General features: G+C 51.0%; 15 protein-coding genes. 10 read left to right on the top strand and 5 right to left on the bottom strand.

Annotation, left to right across the window (positions count from 1 at the left end; all coding sequences use genetic code 11):
* Nucleotides 1-15: 15 nt before the first annotated feature.
* The 4 genes from sppA to SYK_RS09525 form a co-directional block, all read right to left on the bottom strand.
* A complete protein-coding gene (gene sppA, locus SYK_RS09540) occupies nt 16-993 on the bottom strand; it encodes a signal peptide peptidase SppA (protein ID WP_281760031.1) in 978 nt (325 codons plus the stop codon).
* A 982-nt stretch (nt 994-1,975) separates the two neighbouring features.
* On the bottom strand, nt 1,976-2,710 hold the full coding sequence (locus SYK_RS09535) for an adenosylcobinamide-GDP ribazoletransferase (protein ID WP_281760030.1): 735 nt from the start codon (nt 2,708-2,710) through the stop codon (nt 1,976-1,978).
* A complete protein-coding gene (locus tag SYK_RS09530) occupies nt 2,707-3,531 on the bottom strand; it encodes an SAM hydrolase/SAM-dependent halogenase family protein (RefSeq protein WP_281760029.1) in 825 nt (274 codons plus the stop codon). Before SYK_RS09530 ends, SYK_RS09535 begins: the two co-directional genes overlap by 4 nt.
* Nucleotides 3,532-4,407, bottom strand: a complete 876-nt coding sequence (locus SYK_RS09525) for a YitT family protein (protein WP_281760028.1) — start codon at nt 4,405-4,407, stop codon at nt 3,532-3,534. It abuts the gene before it with no gap.
* 160 nt (nt 4,408-4,567) lie between these two features.
* Here SYK_RS09525 and SYK_RS09520 point away from each other — a divergent pair, with 160 nt between their 5' ends.
* Nucleotides 4,568-5,059, top strand: a complete 492-nt coding sequence (locus SYK_RS09520; protein ID WP_281760027.1) for a PocR ligand-binding domain-containing protein — start codon at nt 4,568-4,570, stop codon at nt 5,057-5,059.
* Between the two features lie 185 nt (nt 5,060-5,244).
* Here SYK_RS09520 and SYK_RS09515 read toward each other — a convergent pair whose 3' ends face one another.
* The gene (locus tag SYK_RS09515) at nt 5,245-5,550 is read right to left on the bottom strand and encodes a hypothetical protein (protein WP_281760026.1); all 306 of its coding nucleotides are present in this window, start codon (nt 5,548-5,550) and stop codon (nt 5,245-5,247) included.
* 787 nt (nt 5,551-6,337) lie between these two features.
* On the opposite strand from SYK_RS09515, the gene SYK_RS09510 reads away from it, so the two are divergent.
* The 9 genes from SYK_RS09510 (at nt 6,338) to SYK_RS09470 (ending at nt 19,797) form a co-directional block, all read left to right on the top strand.
* The gene (locus SYK_RS09510; RefSeq protein ID WP_281760025.1) at nt 6,338-8,101 is read left to right on the top strand and encodes an ATP-dependent nuclease; all 1,764 of its coding nucleotides are present in this window, start codon (nt 6,338-6,340) and stop codon (nt 8,099-8,101) included.
* 454 nt (nt 8,102-8,555) lie between these two features.
* Nucleotides 8,556-10,361, top strand: a complete 1,806-nt coding sequence (gene lepA, locus SYK_RS09505; protein ID WP_281760024.1) for a translation elongation factor 4 — start codon at nt 8,556-8,558, stop codon at nt 10,359-10,361.
* Nucleotides 10,362-10,496: 135 nt separating this feature from the next.
* Nucleotides 10,497-11,117, top strand: a complete 621-nt coding sequence (gene lepB / locus SYK_RS09500) for a signal peptidase I (protein ID WP_281760023.1) — start codon at nt 10,497-10,499, stop codon at nt 11,115-11,117.
* A 178-nt stretch (nt 11,118-11,295) separates the two neighbouring features.
* On the top strand, nt 11,296-12,261 hold the full coding sequence (locus SYK_RS09495; protein ID WP_281760022.1) for an MBL fold metallo-hydrolase: 966 nt from the start codon (nt 11,296-11,298) through the stop codon (nt 12,259-12,261).
* A 156-nt stretch (nt 12,262-12,417) separates the two neighbouring features.
* Nucleotides 12,418-15,099 (top strand): cobyric acid synthase, encoded by a 2,682-nt coding sequence (locus SYK_RS09490; RefSeq protein ID WP_281760021.1) that lies wholly within the window; start codon nt 12,418-12,420, stop codon nt 15,097-15,099.
* Between the two features lie 153 nt (nt 15,100-15,252).
* Nucleotides 15,253-15,966 carry a pentapeptide repeat-containing protein gene (locus SYK_RS09485; protein ID WP_281760020.1) on the top strand — a complete coding sequence of 238 codons (714 nt, stop codon included), beginning with the start codon at nt 15,253-15,255 and terminating at the stop codon, nt 15,964-15,966.
* Nucleotides 15,967-16,265: 299 nt separating this feature from the next.
* Entirely contained in the window at nt 16,266-16,922 is a 657-nt protein-coding gene (locus SYK_RS09480) for a CBS domain-containing protein (RefSeq protein ID WP_281760019.1), read from the top strand.
* Between the two features lie 113 nt (nt 16,923-17,035).
* Nucleotides 17,036-17,833, top strand: coding sequence for an ABC transporter ATP-binding protein (locus SYK_RS09475; RefSeq protein WP_281760018.1), 798 nt, complete (start codon nt 17,036-17,038; stop codon nt 17,831-17,833).
* A 50-nt stretch (nt 17,834-17,883) separates the two neighbouring features.
* Nucleotides 17,884-19,797 carry an AMP-binding protein gene (locus tag SYK_RS09470; RefSeq protein WP_281760017.1) on the top strand — a complete coding sequence of 638 codons (1,914 nt, stop codon included), beginning with the start codon at nt 17,884-17,886 and terminating at the stop codon, nt 19,795-19,797.

Raw genomic sequence — 19,797 nt, 5'->3', positions numbered from 1 at the left:
TTGTTTGGTGATTATTTACTGTGTCAGCCCTTGAGGCCAGACATAATAAAATCCTGCTTTGGGCGGCATGATGAAGCTGGCATCCAGGCCGAGCAGGTTTATCTTGGCTGGATCAACCGAGTCCAGCGTGTTGTATGGATTGTCGTTGGGGTAGGTATCGCGGCGGTAGCTGACGATTTGGCAGTCTTTCGGCAAGCCGGACAAGCTTCGAGCTTTGGCGAATGCATCCTGAATGTATCCCACCTGATCGATAAGGCCGATTTTTTTTGCCTGATTGGCCGTGAACACACGCGCAGTCTTTACGGTTTCCATATCAGCGTCGGAAAGTTTGCGGTGTTTGGCGACCAGCATGTGGAATCGCGCCGCGAAATCATCAATGATAGCCTGGAACAGGGCGTCTTCTTCTTTGGTTGTTGGACGGAAGGGGGAACCCATGTCCTTATCCCTACCAGATTTGGAGACTTCAACGTTTACGCCGACTTTGTCCATGAGGCCGACCAGTTTGGGTCGCATGAAGATTACGCCGACTGAACCGGTGATAGTGGTAGGATGGGCCATAATCCAGTCAGCAGGCAGGGCCGCGTAGTAACCTCCTGATGCCGCCACATCGAACATGGCGACAACGACTTTTTTACCGGTGCGTTTTTTGAAGCCGATGATCTCATGATAAAGTACGTCCGAGCCGGTGGTCGTTCCTCCGGGGGAGTCGATGGCAAGGACTACGCTTTTCACTTCGTCGTCCATTTCAGCGAGTTTTAATGCGCTAACGAGTTCCTGTACTTGGCTTGGTTTGGCGGCCAGCATTCCCTGTTTTGGTTGGGATGACAGGAATCCGCGTAAATGGATCAGGGCTATTTTGCCTGTGCCTTCACCTTCCACTACGAATTCTTTGAGAGGTTCTGTGGCTGGGGATGCGAAGATTTTTATTTTTGGCGCACACGCCGGAAGGGTCATTAGGGTTATTAAGAGTGTAAGGATAATACGAGATCTCATGGGGCCTCCAGAATTACTTTTTGATTTGAATATACTAGCTATTTGATAGGTTCTTGCCAAGTAGGATTGAAGAGAAAGGAAGGCTGCGTTTCGCAGCGATGAAGAATGGAGGATGCGCCTTTGGCGAGAGTCATTGTTGGGTGCTGAAGCACCCAAGGCTTTCCATGCCCTGCCGGGCGGGCCTTCTTTTTTGGCAGCGCCCAAAAAAGGAGCAAAAAAGGTCGCTTGCGCTAGTTTTGCCGCCTCCATGATTGGCGGCGAGAATCTGATCCAATCGAGTCGGCTCCACCCTATCAAAAGTATAAGCCCTGCCTCTCCCGTCATCCTTCAGTTTAAGACAAATTACTTGATCTCCTGACGAAAGCCGCCTCCTTCGATTGGTCAGTTTCTAAGCCGCCAATCAAAGGCTGGGTTCCGTTTTCGTCTGATTGGGCGGGGAATAAATAGTCTTCGGAGGGAGAACGGTGTTGGGGTGCTTGAGCACCCCAAGGCCCTTTATGGATAACGAAGAGCTTGGAATAAAAAGCGAATACTTATGATGGAAAAAACTGGTCACGATGACATGAAGATTCAAAAAACATGTGTGATATCGAAGATCTTAGAATCAAAGATGAACACCTACACCCAAAAATCTCTTACAACGACGGGCAATTGATAGCGGGCCTTAGAGCCTGTCCCGCGCGGCGTAACGTAGCCCGACCGAGCCTATACAATAGACAATTCTGTCGGGCAGTGGAGCCGCGTACAGGCTCTTGGGTCCGCTATCAGGCGCACAATGAAGAAGGCGTTTTTTGCCTCCTTTTTTTCGCCTCAAAAAAAGCAGGTCGCCGTAAAGGCGAAACCTTTGAAATAATGCCGTTTGCATTTTCATTGCAAAGCACGCAACGCCCACCAAAAAAGAAGTCCTTTCTTCCACTTCCTATTCTCACTGCGAAAGGACGCCCTCCAATTTAAAAAGAAAGAAATAGCCCCCCGCAGGGGATTACATGACCAACACAAACCCCAGGCCGGCGGCGACCTCTCCAACCATGACGGCGCAGCCGAGAAAATCTCCATTGGCTCCACCTACTTTTACGGCCAGTCGATAGATCGGGATCAGCATCAGCGAGACGATAATTGTGCCTGCCACAGTCGCGGCGATTCCCGCTAGAAATACTCCGGCGATGAAGGCTATTCCGGCAGACAGAAGGGCCGTGCCGAGCGTTGCTCCGTCAATGTACAGTTTGCCGAGGCCCGGGCGGGTCAGATGGCGGACATGGTAGCCGAGCCAGACCGAGGCGGCCCGACCGAGTACAAAGGTCCAGAGTATTGCGCCGTATGCTTCGACCGTTGCCATTTCGTGGAACAGGATAACCTGTCCGACAATGACCATTATTAGTCCGATAATACCGAATGCGCCGGACCGGCTGTCTTTGATGACTTCCCAGAACCTCACGGGGTTGGTGTGCGTGGTGACTGCGTCGCACACATCCGACAGCCCGTCGAAATGCAGGCCGCGAGTGATGAAAATACTAAGCAGCACCATGAGCCATGCTTGAATCCATGGGGCGTTATCGAATAGTCCCAGTCCGAAGGGCATGACAACGACCGCGCCGAGCAGAAGGCCGACGGGCACCATGTATTTCATACATTGGTTCATGGCCGCTTCCGGGATGACGCGCGCTGGGGCGAGTCGGGTCAGGAAACCGAGAGTGTCGAGAAAAGTGCGGAATATCATGAGTCCTCCCAGGAAAGTTCTATTGCGTCGCCCATGGACAGGCCGAATCGTTTGGCTGCGGATCGTTGGTTGACCGCGATTTCAAGGAATCCCTGACTGCCTTCCAGCAGACCGGGTGCGCCTTCGGGCATGTCGGCGTATGTGGTGACATAGGCCAGTTCGCCCCCGGACGGTGAGACCATGTGAATGACCTCTGGTTTGCCGAGACTGCCTGCTTCAAAATTGAGCACGCAGTTGCCGAATCGATCGATGTGCAGCACATGACCACGCGCCTGCCCTATAGTGATGAACGGATTGCTCCATGATTGAGTGACCAGTTCGGCGGGGTCTATTTCTTCGCCCAATCCCTTGAGGCTGCCACCCAGTGCGAGCCAGGCCACCAACGGGGCGAAAATGTCTCGGCCGTGGAAGGTGTGCGAGACTTTTTTCGGGGCATCCATGGCGCGGGAAAGGTCAAAAACGCGCACGTCTTCCCATGTGTGTTTCATGGCCAGCGAGAGCAGTCCGTTATCCGGGGCGACCATGAGCCTGTCGCCGATCTGGAGGCAGGCAATGCGTCGGTCCGTGCCCACACCGGGGTCGACCACGGCCAGTATGACTGCGTCCTTGGGGAAATGTTCATAACTTGCGGCGAGGAAAAATCCGGCCTGCGCCACGTTGAACGGGGCCACATCATGTGAAATATCCACCACCCGGCAATGAGGAGCTTTTTTGGCAAGCACGCCCTTGAGTTGGCCTACATACGGGTCGGTCAGGCCGAAGTCCGTTATCAGGCCGATGCAGCGATGTTCTGTTTCCTCGGTGCGGGGGGAGAATATCATTTAATACACCTTTCTTGACGAGAACCCCTGGCCTTGGACGTGGAAGCCCGAGCCCATGATGAAGAACGCATCCGGGTCAATGGTGTAGACCAGTTCCTCCAGTTCCTTGAGCTGGATGGAGGCAATCATGGTCAGGATAACTTTTTTGGGGTCGCCGGTATAGCCGCCTGTGCCGTCGAGGATGGTCACGCCCCGGTCTAGATCGCCGAGGATGGCCGCGTTGATGGCCGCTACGTGATCCGAAACAATCATGATCATTTTGCGTTCCGAGAACATGCCGAGCACGTATTCGATGCCGAACGCGATGACAAAGGTCATGACGATGGAATAAAGCACGATGTCCATGGCAAGGAACAGGAAACCGCCTGTGAAGCCGATCATGTTGAACCAGAACTCAAACGAGCCCATGGACATATTGAACTTTTCCTTGCAGATCACGGCCAGAATATCGGATCCGCCTGTGGAGCCGAGTGAGCGCAATGCCACGCCCACGCCCGCGCCCATGATGCCACCGCCCGTGATGATGGCCAGCCAGATGTCGTCCATGTGCAGTGTCCACGGGATGATGTCGATGAACACCGACGAAATGACCATGCCGTAAAGCGAGTAAAAAAAGAATCGTTTGCTGACGAACACCCAGCCGAGCACGAATACCGGCAGGTTGAGCAGAAAATACCATTGGCCTGTGGAGAGTCCTCCAAAGGCGTAATAGCAGAGCAGGGCAATGCCGGACATGCCTCCAGTCAGCAGCCCGTGCGGGATGGCGATGGCCTTGACTGAAAAAGCGACAAGAAACGAGCCGAATGTCAGCAGGGCGAGGTTCCATGGGACGCCAAAGGTCATGGCGCGCAATTTGTTTTTGTATTTGTAATCCATATAGTGTCTCCGCCCATGGTTCTAGCCGGTTTTCCGGTCTCTGAAAACCAAAATCGTGTGGCGGACGGGTGTCGATCATGGGCTTGCGCGTCGCAAGGAATGAGGGTACTGCGGTCTGTCCGCCGCGTGCGGAATATATTTCACATCAAGGATGACCTGTATGAAACTGACAGACCTTATTGGAAAAGACGACCTGATTGCCTTGCAGAACGAACTGCACGACACGTTCAGTTTTAACGTCGATATAATGGACGCCGAGGGCAAGAAAGTTGTCGGCCATACCTGGGGCAACGAGCTGTGTCCTCTTATTCGTGATGATGCCAAGGGCTTCGGTGCCATTTGTGCTCCGGCCGGGCAGATGTTTCACCATATGCTCAGCACTACCAAGGAGCCTATTGCCGAGTTTTGCGACGGCGGCATGATGCGGGCGGGAGTGCCGGTCATTCATGACGGTGAGTATATCGGTGCTGTTGGCGGGTGTGGGCTTGCCTCTGACGACGACGAAGTGGATGCCTTCACCATCGGAATGATGAGTGATTTGGATGAAGCTGTCGTTGAAGAGAAGGCCAAGACCGTAACGGTTGTTTCCGAAGCCAAGGTTAAGGAAATTCAGGAATATATCGCAAAGCGGATTCAAGATCTTATTGATTGATTCCGCTTTTAGTTAAAGATGAAGAATGCAGGAAGGCCGCCCCATTAGGGGTGGCCTTTTTTTATTGAGCATGTAGCTGAGTGGTGCGGTTGAAGAGGTGAGCCGTCACTGGCGTTCCTCCAAGATTTTTTTCATGCTTTACCGTGATTTTACGGTTCAATTGTCCGAGCGACTGAGATCATTTCTTATTGTTTTATGGCTTCAGCCTCGACTTCATACGTCATCTGGTGGTGTGGGGCTTCCGTAGGGATTTTTCCGAACCCTTTTTCAACCATCCCGAGTTCTCGAATAATGTAGCCCACGTTTTGTAGTATTTGTTTTATCTGATGACTGGAAAGGGGCGTGGAGATATCTTCAGCGCTTTCTCTTATGCGCATGGCCTCTTCAAGAAGTTTTCCAATCGCTCGTTCGAAAGCGTTTTGTGTATTAAGGGTTTTGTTGACGAGGTCGTCGATGATTTGGATTGCCTGTTCGGCGTTTGGATTTTCCATGTTGTAGTATGCCCTCCAATTCAGTTGTTTTGAATTTTAAAGCAAATTTCGCACCCTGTTCTATTTATTTTTATTAATAGATTGTGTTGATTTGTTTGTTTTTGAAGAAGAAAGCCGTCACTGGCGTTCCTCCAAGTTTTTTGTTGCCCTCCTCCGCAGTTATGCGGCAAAGGCCGCATCCTGCCCAGACGGGCAGGTGCACTTCGTGCGAACCGGGATGCCCTTCGGGCTCGGCGGGGGCCGTTTTTTTGTTGGGGCAAAAAAAGGGCCGAAAAAAAGCCCCTTTCTAGCTTGGCCGCCTGCACACCCGTACCTAAGAATCTCCACCGACCGGTTGCGCTCCCGAAACAGTCGCCGAAGCGGCTTCGGGTTTCGAAGAGTCGCTCCGCCATTCGGGGAGCTTCTAAGGTTCGGGTTTGATGCTGGGGGTGGGAATGATTTGGAAGACTCTTTGCTTGTGGATAGGCGGTTTAAGAGGAGAGCCGTCACTGGCGTTCCTCCAAGTTTTTTGTTGCCCTCCCGGCGGGGGCCGTTTTTTTGTTGGGGCAAAAAAAGGGCCGAAAAAAAGCCCCTTTCTAGCTTGGCCGCCTGCACTCCCGCACCTAAGAATCTCCACCGACCGGCTGCGCTCCCGAAACAATCGCCGAAGCGGCTCCGGGTTTCGAAGAGCCGCTCCGCTGTTCGGGGAGCTTCTAAGGTGCGGGTGTGTAGGCTAGCTTTGTCTTTTTGTACGCGATATAGATTTTTAAACAAAGTGAGTTGGCTTTAAAATAAAATGGAGAACCATATGCAGATGATAAGTGTTAAAGTCCATAATTTTAGAAGTTTTAAAGACGTGACTTTTAAGATGGATGGATATTCTCTATTGATTGGAGAGAACAACGCGGGAAAGTCAAATCTTATGAATGCCATTCGAGTCTTTTATGAGGATGGGATAAAGTTTAACTATGAAACTGATTTTCCGAAATTTGAGACGGATGAAGAAAGTTGGATCGAAATTGAATATGTACTTAAAGACGACGAACAGGAATGTCTAAAAGAGTCATATCAGTCCTCAGATAACCTGTTAAGAGTTCGTAAAATTTTGTTTTCTAGGAATAAAGAAATATGTAAAACGAGTCAGAGTAATATTTATTGTTATGAGAATGGGGTGTTGTCTGACAAATTATTTTATGGGGCTAAAAATATATCACAAGCAAAGCTTGGTAAGGTTATTTATATCCCAGAAGTTAGTAAAATGAATGATGCGATGAAGCTTACGGGGCCTTCACCTTTTAGAGATTTATTAAATTTAGCATTTAAGAAAGTTATTTCTAACAGTAACGCCTATCAAACTTTGCAGGATTCATTTCTTGAGTTTAATTTGTCTTTTTCAGATGAATGCAACACAAGTGATTTTTCAATACAAAATGTTATTAATGACATTAACAAGTCTATTGAAAGCTGGGGAGTATTGTTTGGTGTAAATATTAATCCAGTTGATATTGATACAATTGTTAAAAGTCTTGTCTCTCATTATATTGAGGATGTCTCGCTAGGTAACGCAAAGGTTAGACTGGATTCCTACGGGCAAGGGATGCAGCGGCATATCATTTTTACATTAATACGCCTTGCATCGAAATATAATGATTTAAATTCTTCATCAAAAGATGGTGTTTTTGATCCTGATTACGTGTTGATTCTTTTCGAAGAACCGGAAGCTTTTTTGCACCCTTGTCAACAGGAATTACTCAATCGGAATTTAAAAAAGATGGGGCGTGGAAATCAACAAGTATTAATAACATCTCATTCACCAGCATTTGTTTGTCGTAATATAGTCTTTTTGCATTCCTTGATAAAAATAAATAAATCTAATGCAATATCGAATGCTTATCAAATAAAAGGAAATGAGCTTGAAGATCTTTTTGCTGAGAATGGTGGGCTTTTTTACCATTGTTGCAATTTGATGGCAGACAAAGCCACAGATGATGATTTGAGGAGATGTCTTAAGAACAAGGGGCTAGGGGCTGATTCATTTGATATAAATGCCAAACTAGAAGAAGAGTCTCTTAAATATCTTTTGTGGATAGATACAGAGCGATCATCGATGTTCTTTGCAAAGACTGTGTTGATTTGTGAAGGAGCGACTGAAAAGGCTCTATTCGATTATTTGTTGAGTACTGATTGGGGAGATTTAAAAGAAAAGAATGTTTATGTTTTGGATGCGATGGGGAAATTTAATATACATAGATATATGAATTTATTTTCAAAAATTGGCATTGACCATGCTGTTTTATTTGATCTGGATGGTGGGAATAGTTATCATCGTGTTGTTAATGATTTTATAAAAGAAAATAGAAATATATTTACAAAAAATATTCTTACTTTTCCTCAAGATTTAGAGACTTTTTTGGAGATTGACCTGCCTGCTAGAAAAGATCTTAAACCATTAAATTTAATGCAAGCTCTTTTTGAAGGGACAGTAAAAAAAGCTAGGCTTGAAGAGTTAAGGGAGTTAGTAGCATCGTCATTTGTTGATTCTTCCTCAGCCATTCCATCTCTCAAGCCTTAGAAGCTGATGATTTTGCCGGAGCGGCTCTTCGAAATTTGGAGCCGCTTCGGCGACTATTTCGTGGAGCGGAGGCGAAATCGATCAGATTCTTGGCTTGGGAGTGCTGGCGGCCAAGCTAGTGCAAGCGCCTTTTCTTTCGTCTATTTCTTTTGGCGCAGCAAAAGAAATGGACTCCGCCGGAAGGGCAAGAAAAAAACTGGGAGGAACGGCAGTGACGGCTCTCCTCTTCAAGCCGCTGCAAGCGTCCCCTCCCAAAGCACCGCCGCAGAAAGCGGCATCATTATCTCCTCTTTTCTCCCCGTCGGGGTTTTACCCCCGACTGCTTCAGTCCGCGACCAGCGACCATATATATTAGACAACCACACCCAAATCCTTTACAAGACTGTTCCGAAACGCCGTCTCCCACGGGTCTTTCCGTGTGTCCGGCAAAAAATGCGCTCCCCCAAAAGGCATTATGAGCAAAATAGAAAATATACGTAATTTCAGCATCATCGCCCATATCGACCATGGCAAGTCGACCTTGGCCGACCGCATTCTCGAACTCACCGGCATGGTCGGCGACCGCGAGAAAAAAGACCAGTACCTTGATAAAATGGAACTGGAACGCGAACGCGGCATCACCATCAAGGCGCAAACCGTGCGAATTCCGTACACCGATACGGACGGCGAAAAATATATCCTGAACCTCATCGACACGCCCGGCCACGTTGATTTCAGCTATGAAGTCTCGCGTTCGCTGTCGGCCTGCGAAGGCGCACTGCTCGTGGTCGACTCTACGCAGGGCGTTGAGGCCCAGACCCTCGCCAACGTGTACCTCGCCATGGACAACGACCTCGAAGTTATCCCGGTGCTCAATAAGATCGACCTGCCGAGTGCAGACCCCGAGGCAATCAGCCACGAGATCGAAGACGTGATCGGTCTGGACTGCTCCAACCCGATTATGGTTTCGGCCAAAACCGGCTTGAACGTGCAGGAAGTCATCGACGCGGTCATCAACCTGCTGCCTCCGCCCAAAGGTGACCCGGAAGCACCGCTCAAGGCGCTTATTTTCGACTCATGGTATGATTCGTATCAAGGCGTTGTCGTGCTGTTCCGCATCCTCGACGGCAAGCTCAAGAAGGGCGACAAGATCAAAATTTTCTCCACGGGCAAGGAGTTCGACGTCACACGAGTTGGCGCGTTCATGCCCGAAGCCGCGGACATCAAGGCCATGGGACCGGGCGAAGTCGGGTTCATGTGCGCATCTATGAAAGAACTCGGCGACGCACCTGTCGGTGACACCATCACCTCGGCTGAGAATCCGGTAGTCGAGCCGTATCCCGGCTTCAAGCCGGTCAAGCCCATGGTATTCTCCGGCCTGTATCCCATTGAACCGGCAGAGTATGAAACGCTTAAGGCCGCACTGGAAAAACTCCAGCTCAATGATGCGGCGTTCAGTTACGAACCGGAAACTTCGCAGGCTCTGGGCTTCGGCTTCCGCTGCGGATTCCTCGGTTTGCTGCACATCGAGATCATTCAGGAACGGCTGGAACGCGAGTTCGAGGCCAAGCTCATCACCACGGCTCCGTCAGTCATCTATGAGGTGTCGGATATCCATGATGAGATCATGACCATCGATAACCCGTCCAAGTTGCCTGATCCGTCGAATATAGGCAGCATCCGCGAGCCGTTCGTGCGTCTTGAGGTGCATGTGCCCAACGAATTTGTGGGCGCGGTGCTGGCTCTGTGCGAGGAGAAACGCGGCATCCAGAAAAACATGGCCTACCTGACCGAGAAGCGCGTGGTGATTACCTACGAGATTCCGTTCGCCGAGGTCATGTACGACTTCTTCGATAAGCTCAAATCCTCTACCAAAGGATATGCGAGTTTGGATTACGAGATTATCGATTACCGCGAGGCCGACCTTGTGCGTCTCGATATCCTGATCAACGGCGACCCCGTGGACGCATTCTCCTGCATTGTGCACCGCGAGAACGCGGCCCGTATCGGCCGGTCACTGGCTCTCAAGTTGAAACGCTCGATCCCGCGCCAGATGTTCGAAGTGGTCATTCAGGCCGCCATCGGCAACAAGATCGTTGCCAAGGAACGCAATGCGCCGTTCCGTAAAGACGTCACCGCCAAATGTTACGGCGGCGATATCACTCGTAAACGTAAATTGTTGGAAAAACAGAAAGAAGGTAAGAAGCGTATGCGCCGCATGGGCAACGTGGAGATACCTCAGGAAGCCTTTCTCTCAGTACTTAAATCTGACGAAGATTAATAGACCGACCCAAATGCTCCGACGACGACGTTTTCTTCAAGTGGAAACGTTTTGCACATCCGTGCACATCGGCTCGCGTTGTGATACGCCGTGCATTCGAGTCTTCTTACAAGAATTAACATTGGACTAGATATTATGACCCAAAGCTCTCTGAAATCCTTTCGCGACTCCATCGAGGCCATTGTCGTCGCCCTGCTGCTCGCCTTTGTTATCCGCGCCTTTATTGTTCAAGCTTTTAAAATCCCGTCCGGTTCCATGTTGGAGACCTTGCAGATCGGCGATCATTTGCTGGTCACCAAGTTCGCGTATGACGTGCGCCTGCCGTCCAATATTTGGCTCGACACCACAGACGGCAAAGTCCTTGCCAAGACCGGCGACCCTGAACGTGGCGATATCGTCGTGTTCAAGTTCCCGGAAGACGAGTCCAAGGATTTTATCAAGCGCGTTATCGGTCTGCCCGGTGAGACCATCGAGATTCGTAATAAAGTAGTCTACATCGACGGCCAGCCTATCGACGAGCCGTATACCCAGCATACCAAATTTACTCGTAATCCCATCCGTGACGACTTCGGGCCGTTCACCGTGCCGCAGGACGAGTTCTTCGTCATGGGCGATAACCGTGAAGGCTCCTATGATTCCCGCTGGTGGGGACCGGTCAAGCGTCAGAAAATCGTGGGCAAGGCCCTCGTCATCTACTGGTCCTGGGGCTCCCTGACAGATATCAGATTTAACCGTATCGGAACCATGTTCAACTAGATCGGTTGTAGAAAAAATAAATGAATAAGCCGCCTGCAAGGGCGGCTTTTTTTGTGGCCGAGAATCGCAAAAAGCCGTTCTGTGTTCTGATGATGAGAACGCTTTCTTTTCAAAAGAACATAGTGTATACCTGCTATACTGTATACCTGCTAAACTCTTTAAGAACATGGAGACAAATATGAGTGATCTTCTCAGAAAAGTAGACAGGGTCTCGATTCTTACGCTTCAAGATAACTATATCGATGTACTGGCCATGGATGGAAACGATACAATCGAACGGCCATTTCTTGTAAAAAATCCTACAAAGACCGGAGCGACATTGTCGTTGAGCCCCGCTGCGGAACATGGATTTTCGACATGCATCACCGTGGAGGCGGACGGGCAGGAACGACGTATGCTTTTTGATTTTGGGTGCTCACCTCATGGCGCGGCATTTAACGCAGACTTATTGAATGAGGACATGACACGTGTCGAGGCGTTGGCGCTTTCACATGGTCATTTGGATCATTTCGGGGGTATGAAGCAATTGGTTGAGCGGACGGGCCGGTCGGATTTGGAACTCGTCACGCATCCCGGGGTGTTCAAGGAGAGTCGTTTCGTGAAGACTCCCACGGGGTATCAGCTTATTTTCCCAACGCTTGCGAGAGCGGATGTGGAGGATTTAGGTGTGTCCGTAGTTGAATCCGAAGTTCCTCGTCAGATGTTGGACGGGAACGCTTTGTTCTTGGGGGAGATTCCTAGAAATTGTGATTTTGAACGGGGGATGCCCAACGCGTTTCAAAAAAACGGCGGGGAAGAATCTTTCGATACCATAGAGGACGATTCATCCATGGTCTTCCATTTGAAGGGGAAAGGGTTAGTTATCCTTTCGGGTTGTGCGCATGCCGGTATAGTCAATACGGTCAACTATGCGCGAGAGGTTACGGGAGTAGACAAGGTCCATGCGATCATGGGTGGTTTCCATTTGACCGGGCCTGATTTTGTCCATGCTGTCGAGCCGACCATAGCGGCTTTTCAATCGTTTTCACCGCAGCACGTGATCCCGGCGCATTGCACAGGACGGGCGGCAACCCTTGCCATTGAAAAGGCCATGCCAGATGAGTTTATTTTGAATATGTCCGGGACGACATTGAATTTTATTTGATGGGGTAAAATGTTCGACATTGTGAATCCTAACCAATGATAAGCCGTCTGTAAGGCGGCTTTTTTTTGTGCTTCAAAGTGGACACTCGACCCCATTAAGGGTAATAATCGCGAAGTCTCAAAATTTTCTAGACTTTAACTTTCACGCGGCGGATTCATGGAAAAACAGACATTATTTGCGGGGATTCCCGATATGTTGGATGAGCAGAAGTATGCTCATGGCGGGAATGTGCGGCGTATGGCCGAGACTGCCGGGTGTGCGCCCGAGGATATTCTTGATTTTTCCGCCAATGTGAACCCGCTTGGACCACCGCCGTGGCTGGGGCAGGTGGTGGGGCAGGCGTTGCAGAACGTAGATTCGTACCCGGATCCGGAATGTCATGACTTGGTCATGGCGGCCTCTGAGAAATACAAGATTTGGCCCACGCAGGTTTTGCCGGGGAACGGTGCGTCCGAGTTGTTGTTCGCCATCGCGGGTATGGGCCAGCATCGGCAGGCCATTATTCCGTCACCCACCTATGTGGATTATGCGAGGGCATGTAAGGCGCACCGACTGCCCATAGTTGAAGCCGGGATGACCGAGGATTTTCAGGTGGATTTTCCGGCCATGGGATCGCTGCTGACCACGCCGTCCGTGGTTTTTTTGTGCAGCCCGAACAATCCCACGGGTACGATGATTTCGCCGGATGATTTGCGTGAGGTCGCGGCCATGTTCCCGCAATCGCGTTTTGTGGTGGATGCTTCCTTCAGCGATTTTCTGCCTGAAGATCGAGATCAGCTTATCCGTAATCGACCGGCCAACGTCATCACCGTTCTTTCCCTGACCAAATTTTACGCCATCCCCGGTATTCGGCTTGGGTTGGCCTTTGCCGACCCCGAGATCGTCTTGCAGATCAAACAACGTATGCCAGCATGGTCCGTGAACACGCTGGCCCAGAGTGTGGGCATCAAGTGCCTCTGCGACACGCAGTACGCCGCCGAGACCCGTGAACAGACGGCGTTGCTCCGTGAGTCGCTTGCCTCGGGACTGCGAAACGTGCCGGGGATCAAGGTCTTGCCGGGGACAGCCAACTACCTGCTTTGTCGGGTGGAGCGTATCGGGCAGGATGCGGTCATGCTCCGTGACAAACTGCTGGCCGAACATCATATAGGTATTCGTTTGTGCGGTAACTACACAGGGTTGGACGACAGTTGGTTCCGGGTTGCTGTTCGGAGTCAGGGCGAGAATGAACAGCTGATCAAGGCCATGGAAGCGGTCAGTGGTACGGCGAAGCCTCCGGTAGTCAAACGTATTAAGCGCACTCCGGCGTTGATGCTTCAAGGTACCAGCTCCAATGCGGGTAAATCCGTGTTGGCTGCGGCGTTTTGTCGGATTTTTTTGCAGGACGGCTATAATGTGGCTCCCTTCAAGGCGCAGAACATGTCGCTGAATTCCTATGTCACGGATCAGGGCGGAGAGATGGGCCGTGCACAGGTGACGCAGGCTATGGCCTGTCGATTGAAACCGGATGTGCGTATGAACCCCGTATTGCTCAAGCCCGGTTCTGATGTTGGTTCGCAGGTGATTGTTATGGGGCAGCCTGTGGGCAATATGGCTGTGCGTGAGTATGTGGAATACAAGCCTCGCGCTTGGGAAGCTGTCAAAACTGCTTATGACTCCCTTGCCAACGAGTATGACATCATGGTGCTCGAAGGGGCGGGCAGTCCTGCTGAAGTGAATTTGAAACACCATGATATTGTGAATATGGCCATGGCCAAATACGCGGATGCGCGGGTATTGTTGGCAGGTGATATCGATCGGGGCGGCGTGTTTGCGTCCATGGTCGGCACAATGAGCTTGCTTACACCCATGGAACGGTCATTGGTGGAAGGCTTTCTCATCAATCGGTTCCGGGGTGACGCCACCTTGCTGGAGCCTGCCTTTGGCCAGATGTTTGAGCATACGGGCAAACCTGTGCTTGGCACCATTCCGTATATCCATTCGCTCGGTTTGCCCGAAGAGGATTCCGTCTCCTTCAAGGAAGGGCTGCTTCCTGACAGTGTAAAATTCCCTGATGACGAATGTGTGGAAGTCGTCGTTGTGGACCTGCCGCGCATATCGAATTTCAATGACATCGACCCGCTGTTTGCCGAGCCGGACGTCAAGGTCCGTGTGGTAACGGATGCCCGCGATGTGGGGACACCGGATGCCATTATTTTGCCTGGTTCCAAGTCGACAGTGCCGGATATGAAAGCACTCAAGGGAACTGGCATGGCTGCGGTGTTGCGTGAGCTGGCAGGCGACGGACACAAGACGCGCATTGTCGGTATATGCGGTGGATTTCAGATGCTCGGCGATATTGTGGATGACCCGTATGGCCTTGAATCAGAGACCACTCGTGTTGAAGGATTCGGCTTGTTGCCTGTGCAGACTTCGCTCGCCCCGGAAAAGACCCTAACCCGTACATGGGGGGTACATTCCTCGTCCGGTCAAAAGGTTCACGGGTATGAAATTCATCATGGTCAGACAACGCCGTTGTCTGAAATTTTGCGTGTGGCTTTGCGCAATAATAACGGCGAGCCGTTGGGATACGGCAGGGCGGATGGGCGTATATTCGGCACGTACCTTCACGGATTATTCGATGCAGATGAGTTTCGTCGTTGGTTTATTGATCAGTTGCGCATGGACAAAGGGCTGTCGCCTCTTGAACAGGTTCAAACCACATTTGACCTGGAAGATGCCATTGATAATTTGGCGAGTGTTGTGCGTGAGGCCGTGTGCATGGATTCCATCTATAAGTCGTTAGGCTTGAGTGGTTGCTGTGCCCAGGCAAGTCTGTTTTACAAACTCGGCGGTTGATTCCTTGTTGTCTTTCTACCGAGGTGAAAAAAAGCTCGGTTTTTTGCCATAGTTTTCATGATGTGTTACGCGTGTAATGCTGTGTAGTTTTGTTGCCGCATCAAGGGGGGGGGCGAGGCTGTATACAATGAGCGCGGGAAAGAGGAGAAAATCATGAAACGGATACTCGGATTGATTTGTGTGTTGACAGTATTGTTGACCACGCCCGCTTTGGCGTTTAACCAGGCTGACGTGGACCGATTGGCTGCCGGGGACAAGAACATGCAGGGCGCAGATTTGAGCGGTGCGCCTTTGTTTGCTGATCCTTATGACGGCGTGAATTTCAGTGGCGCTAACCTGAGCAATGCCACTATGATCGGGCGGGTTTTTCAAAATTGCGATTTCCGGGGGGCGAACCTCAGGGATGCCCAGTTTCGTAGTGCGCGGTTCCTCGAGTGTGACCTGAGCGGCCAGGATTTTTCTGGGGTTAGCTTCAGTCATCAGCAAATGATGCAATGTACCTTGCGCAACGCCCGGTTTAACGGAGCGTTTGTGGAGAATGTCCTGATGCATCAAAATGATATTGCCGGGGCCAAATTCGACAAGGCCACGCTCAAGGGCGGGCGATGGTATCAGGAGGATGGAACCGGTATCACTTGGGATAATATCAAATTTCAGCAACCTTCCATCGTGTTGGACGCCATCAAGATCAGTGAGGTCTACAAACCGTATCTGTCCAGTCAGATTCCGGTCGGCAAGGTCCAGTGGGTGGCCTCGTCAGGACGCCAGGTAGATCCGTCCAAGGTACAACTCAATAAAAAGGTCAAGACCTACGAGCCTGTTACCCCAAAAGGTGTGCAAAAGGGGATGGTTCCGAAGGCACCATAAAAAAATATCGTTTTGAGAAATGGCGGTCTTCGGATCGCCATTTTCTTGTTTTAGTACAATTAGTTGGTCAATAAATGACGCCAGAAAAAAAGACGTGCCAATTGATCTTCTTTTTTACAAAACAATTGTTTGCCTCTTGACTTGTCAGTCAAAAATAGGTTTTGAAGTGGTTCGCTGGCGGTCTGTACCGTTTATGGATGGAATTGCACCACTCAGTGAAAACGTGTATCCATCCGTAACAATTAGATGCCATTAAGGCTAACAGAGACCGCACAGCGGCTATCCAAGGAGGATAAAACATGTACGTCGGACTGAAAATGCTTCGCGACTTCGTTAAAGTCACCCCCCAGACTCTGGTCAAGGACGCCCAGAAGCAGCTTGAAGAAAGCAAGCTTTGGATGCTCCTGGTGGTGGACGAGGACGGCAAGCTGGTCGGCTACGTGCGCAAGGAAGATATCTCCGCTGCCCTGCCCAGCATCATGACCTCCCTGGAGAAACACGAGATCAACTACCTGATGAGTAAGCTGACCGTAGAGAAAATCTACCGCACCGACATCAAGACCGTGGCCCCTGAGACCGAAATCGAGGGTGCTGCCGACATGATGTACGAAATGAACCTGGCCGGACTGGCCGTGGTCGACAGTGCCGGTGAGCTTATCGGGTATATTAATCGAAACGTCATGCTCGACGTTCTTGCCGAAGAGATGGGATACCGCGAGGGCGGCAGCCGCCTCACTATTGAGGTGGAAGACCGTTCCGGTGTACTTTACGAAGTCGCCGGTGTCATCGCCAACATGAAAATGTCCATCATCTCCACCGGCACTTTCTTTTTTAACGGACGCCGCGTTGTCGTCGTCCGCATAGATACCGAAGACCCGTCCGCAGTAGAGGCATCTCTCAAGGACCGGGGCTACAAATTGGTCGCTCCCGACGATTTCAAGGGAGAATGGACCTAAGGGCCTATTCGCCGATTCGGCTGCATATGGACCTGGGCGGTGTTACGTAATTCACCGCCAGGCCGTGCAAACGTCGTTTTGATGGGTTTGCTCTCAACCATAATTGCAGGATTATGGCTTACCTCGACGTCAGTGACGTAACACTCACCTTCAAGGGCATCGCCGCCCTTATGGGGGTGTCGTTCACCGTGGAACAAGGGACCATTGCGTCCCTCATTGGTCCAAACGGTGCCGGCAAAACCTCCATGCTCAACTGCATCAGCGGTCGCTACATTCCCGATGGCGGAGCCAGCGGACCGTGCAAGATTTCATTAGACGACGAATGTCTGCTGTCCCTTCCCGCGCACAAGCGTACGGAATTGGGGCTCTCGCGGACATTCCAAAACATCGCCTTGTTCAAGGGATTGTCCGTGCTGGACAACCTTATGGTCGGGCGACACAGTCAGATCAACTATGGTTTGCTATCGTCCATTTTCTACTGGGGCAAAGCCGTCCGTACTGAGGACAGGCATCGTCGCCGCGTGGAAGATGTGATCGATTTTCTTAACCTATCCCCCTATCGGCACCAACACGCGGGACGCCTTCCCTACGGTGTGCAGAAAAGGGTGGAACTCGGACGTGCACTAGCCGCCGAACCCAAGCTTATCCTTCTGGATGAGCCGATGGCTGGCATGAACCTCGAAGAAACCGAGGACATGGCCAGATATATCTTGGATATCGCCGAAGAATGGGGCGTCACCGTCCTATTGGTTGAACACGACATGGGAGTTGTCATGGACATCTCTGATAAGGTCGTTGTTCTCGATTTTGGTGCCAAGCTAGCCGAGGGTACGCCGGATGAAGTGCAGGCGGACAAGAATGTCATCGCCGCCTACCTAGGAACCGAGGAAGCTACATTTACCGGGAGATAGAAGACAGAAGGTCCGGCCACTTTGGCCGAGATAAAAAATAAGGAAATTTCATGGCAAAACCATATAAGACAACGTTGCCCCGACTGCTGTGCAAACAGGCCGAGGAACGCGGCGAAAAGACTGCCCTGCGAGAAAAGGAGTGGGGTGTCTGGCAGGCCGTGTCCTGGCAGAAGAATCTCAAAGTGACGGCGGAGTTCGCGTGCGGCCTCGAACATTTCGGGCTGGGCAAGGGCGACATTGTTATTCTCATTGGTGACAACCGCCCGGAATGGATCTGGGCAGAGCTTGCCATTCAGGGGCTGGGCGGCATTGCGCTGGGTCTGTATCAGGACTCCCCCGCAGAAGAAATCGAGTATATATTCGCACTGACTGAGTGCAAACTGGTGGTGGCCGAGGATCAGGAGCAGGTCGACAAGATGCTCTCATTCCGCGCAAACCTGCCCAATCTTAAGCATATTATTTACCACGAGCCAAAAGGCCTCAAAGCCTATGAAGCGGACGTGGACGGACTGTTGGATTTCAAGGCTGTCCGTCGTCTGGGCCGTGAAGGCTGCAAGGATGCCGTGGCTCGATATAGAGAGCTGGTCAGCGCGGTCAAACCGGATGATCCGGCATTGATCGCCACAACGTCCGGCACCACTGGCCGTCCCAAGTTGGCAGTACTTTCACACGCCAACCTGCTGTCAATGGCGCACAATTTGGGCAAGTATGACCCCAAGAGCGCAACCGATGAGTTCGTGTCTTTTTTGCCGCTGGCGTGGATGGGCGAGCAGATGATGGCTGTGGCCTCGGCCCTGCTGTTCGGCTTTTGCGTCAATTTCCCGGAGAACCCGGACACAGCATCCAATGACTCCCGCGAGATCGGGCCGCATTTCATCTTTTCTCCACCTCGAGTGTATGAGTCCATCGCTGCCAAAGTGCAGGGCGACATCATGGAGACCACGAAGTTCAAGCGGTTCCTCTACAATTTGTTTTTGCCCATCGGGTATGAATACGTGGATACCGTGTTTGCCGGAGAGACTCCGTCTGCTTGGTTGAAGCTGAAGTATTTTATTGCCGACCAAGGGTTGTTTCGCGCCCTGCGTGATCGTCTTGGTTTCAGCCGTATGCGTTCGGCAACAACAGGCGGCGCCGCTCTCGGCCCGGATATTTTCCGTTTTTTCCATGCGCTCGGTGTCAGGCTCAAACAGATTTACGGCCAGACAGAAATCGCAGGTATTTCCTGCATCCACAAGGAAGGCGAAGTTGATTTTACTTCAGTGGGTGCACCCATTCCGGAAACAGAAGTGAAGATTACGGATGAGGGTGAGATTGTTTCCCGATCTCCAGCGGTTTTTCTTGGTTATTACAAGAACGAGGAAGCCACTCGTGAGACCGTAAACGGAGATGGCTGGTTGCTTTCGGGGGATGCCGGATACTTCGACGACAACGGGCGTCTGGTGGTCATCGATCGTTTGAAGGATGTTATGCACCTCAATGATGGAACCCAGTTCTCGCCGCAATTTTTGGAGAACAAAGTCAAGTTCTCTCCGTTTTTGCGAGAATCCGTTGTGTTGGGCGGCGGGCGTGACTATGTGGCCGCAATTTTGTGCATTGATATGGCTATCGTGGGTCATTGGGCTGAGACTCAGATGATCACATATACCACGTATCAGGATTTGGCAGCCAAGGAAGAAGTCTACGCGCTCATCAAAGCAGAGATTGCGAAGACTAATGATTCGCTCCCCGGAGAGACGCAGATCAAGCGTTTTTGTCTGCTCTACAAGGAATTGGACCCTGACGATGGTGAGTTGACCCGAACCCGCAAAGTGCGGCGGTCAACTATCAACGAGCGGTATGGTGCGTTGATCGAATCACTTTATACCGATGCATGCGCAGTGAATCTGGAAACTGAAATTACGTATCAGGATGGCCGGGTGCGAGAGATGTGTGGCGATATCCGCATAGAAGACATGGAGGCGTAA

The sequence above is a fragment of the Pseudodesulfovibrio nedwellii genome (genome assembly GCF_027923765.1).
Taxonomy (GTDB): Bacteria; Desulfobacterota; Desulfovibrionia; order Desulfovibrionales; family Desulfovibrionaceae; genus Pseudodesulfovibrio; species Pseudodesulfovibrio nedwellii.
Note: the sequence above shows the minus strand (reverse complement) of the source record. Positions and strands in the feature narration are given on the sequence as shown.

Excerpts from the sequence above, each read along its gene's own strand:
- sppA (WP_281760031.1), bottom strand. The coding sequence starts at position 993 with ATGAGATCTCGTATTATCCTTACACTCTTAATAACCCTAATGACCCTT.
- SYK_RS09535 (WP_281760030.1), bottom strand. The coding sequence starts at position 2,710 with ATGATATTCCGCACTTTTCTCGACACTCTCGGTTTCCTGACCCGACTC.
- SYK_RS09530 (WP_281760029.1), bottom strand. The coding sequence starts at position 3,531 with ATGATATTCTCCCCCCGCACCGAGGAAACAGAACATCGCTGCATCGGC.
- SYK_RS09525 (WP_281760028.1), bottom strand. The coding sequence starts at position 4,407 with ATGGATTACAAATACAAAAACAAATTGCGCGCCATGACCTTTGGCGTC.
- SYK_RS09520 (WP_281760027.1), top strand. The coding sequence starts at position 4,568 with ATGAAACTGACAGACCTTATTGGAAAAGACGACCTGATTGCCTTGCAG.
- SYK_RS09515 (WP_281760026.1), bottom strand. The coding sequence starts at position 5,550 with ATGGAAAATCCAAACGCCGAACAGGCAATCCAAATCATCGACGACCTC.
- SYK_RS09510 (WP_281760025.1), top strand. The coding sequence starts at position 6,338 with ATGCAGATGATAAGTGTTAAAGTCCATAATTTTAGAAGTTTTAAAGAC.
- lepA (WP_281760024.1), top strand. The coding sequence starts at position 8,556 with ATGAGCAAAATAGAAAATATACGTAATTTCAGCATCATCGCCCATATC.
- lepB (WP_281760023.1), top strand. The coding sequence starts at position 10,497 with ATGACCCAAAGCTCTCTGAAATCCTTTCGCGACTCCATCGAGGCCATT.
- SYK_RS09495 (WP_281760022.1), top strand. The coding sequence starts at position 11,296 with ATGAGTGATCTTCTCAGAAAAGTAGACAGGGTCTCGATTCTTACGCTT.
- SYK_RS09490 (WP_281760021.1), top strand. The coding sequence starts at position 12,418 with ATGGAAAAACAGACATTATTTGCGGGGATTCCCGATATGTTGGATGAG.
- SYK_RS09485 (WP_281760020.1), top strand. The coding sequence starts at position 15,253 with ATGAAACGGATACTCGGATTGATTTGTGTGTTGACAGTATTGTTGACC.
- SYK_RS09480 (WP_281760019.1), top strand. The coding sequence starts at position 16,266 with ATGTACGTCGGACTGAAAATGCTTCGCGACTTCGTTAAAGTCACCCCC.
- SYK_RS09475 (WP_281760018.1), top strand. The coding sequence starts at position 17,036 with ATGGCTTACCTCGACGTCAGTGACGTAACACTCACCTTCAAGGGCATC.
- SYK_RS09470 (WP_281760017.1), top strand. The coding sequence starts at position 17,884 with ATGGCAAAACCATATAAGACAACGTTGCCCCGACTGCTGTGCAAACAG.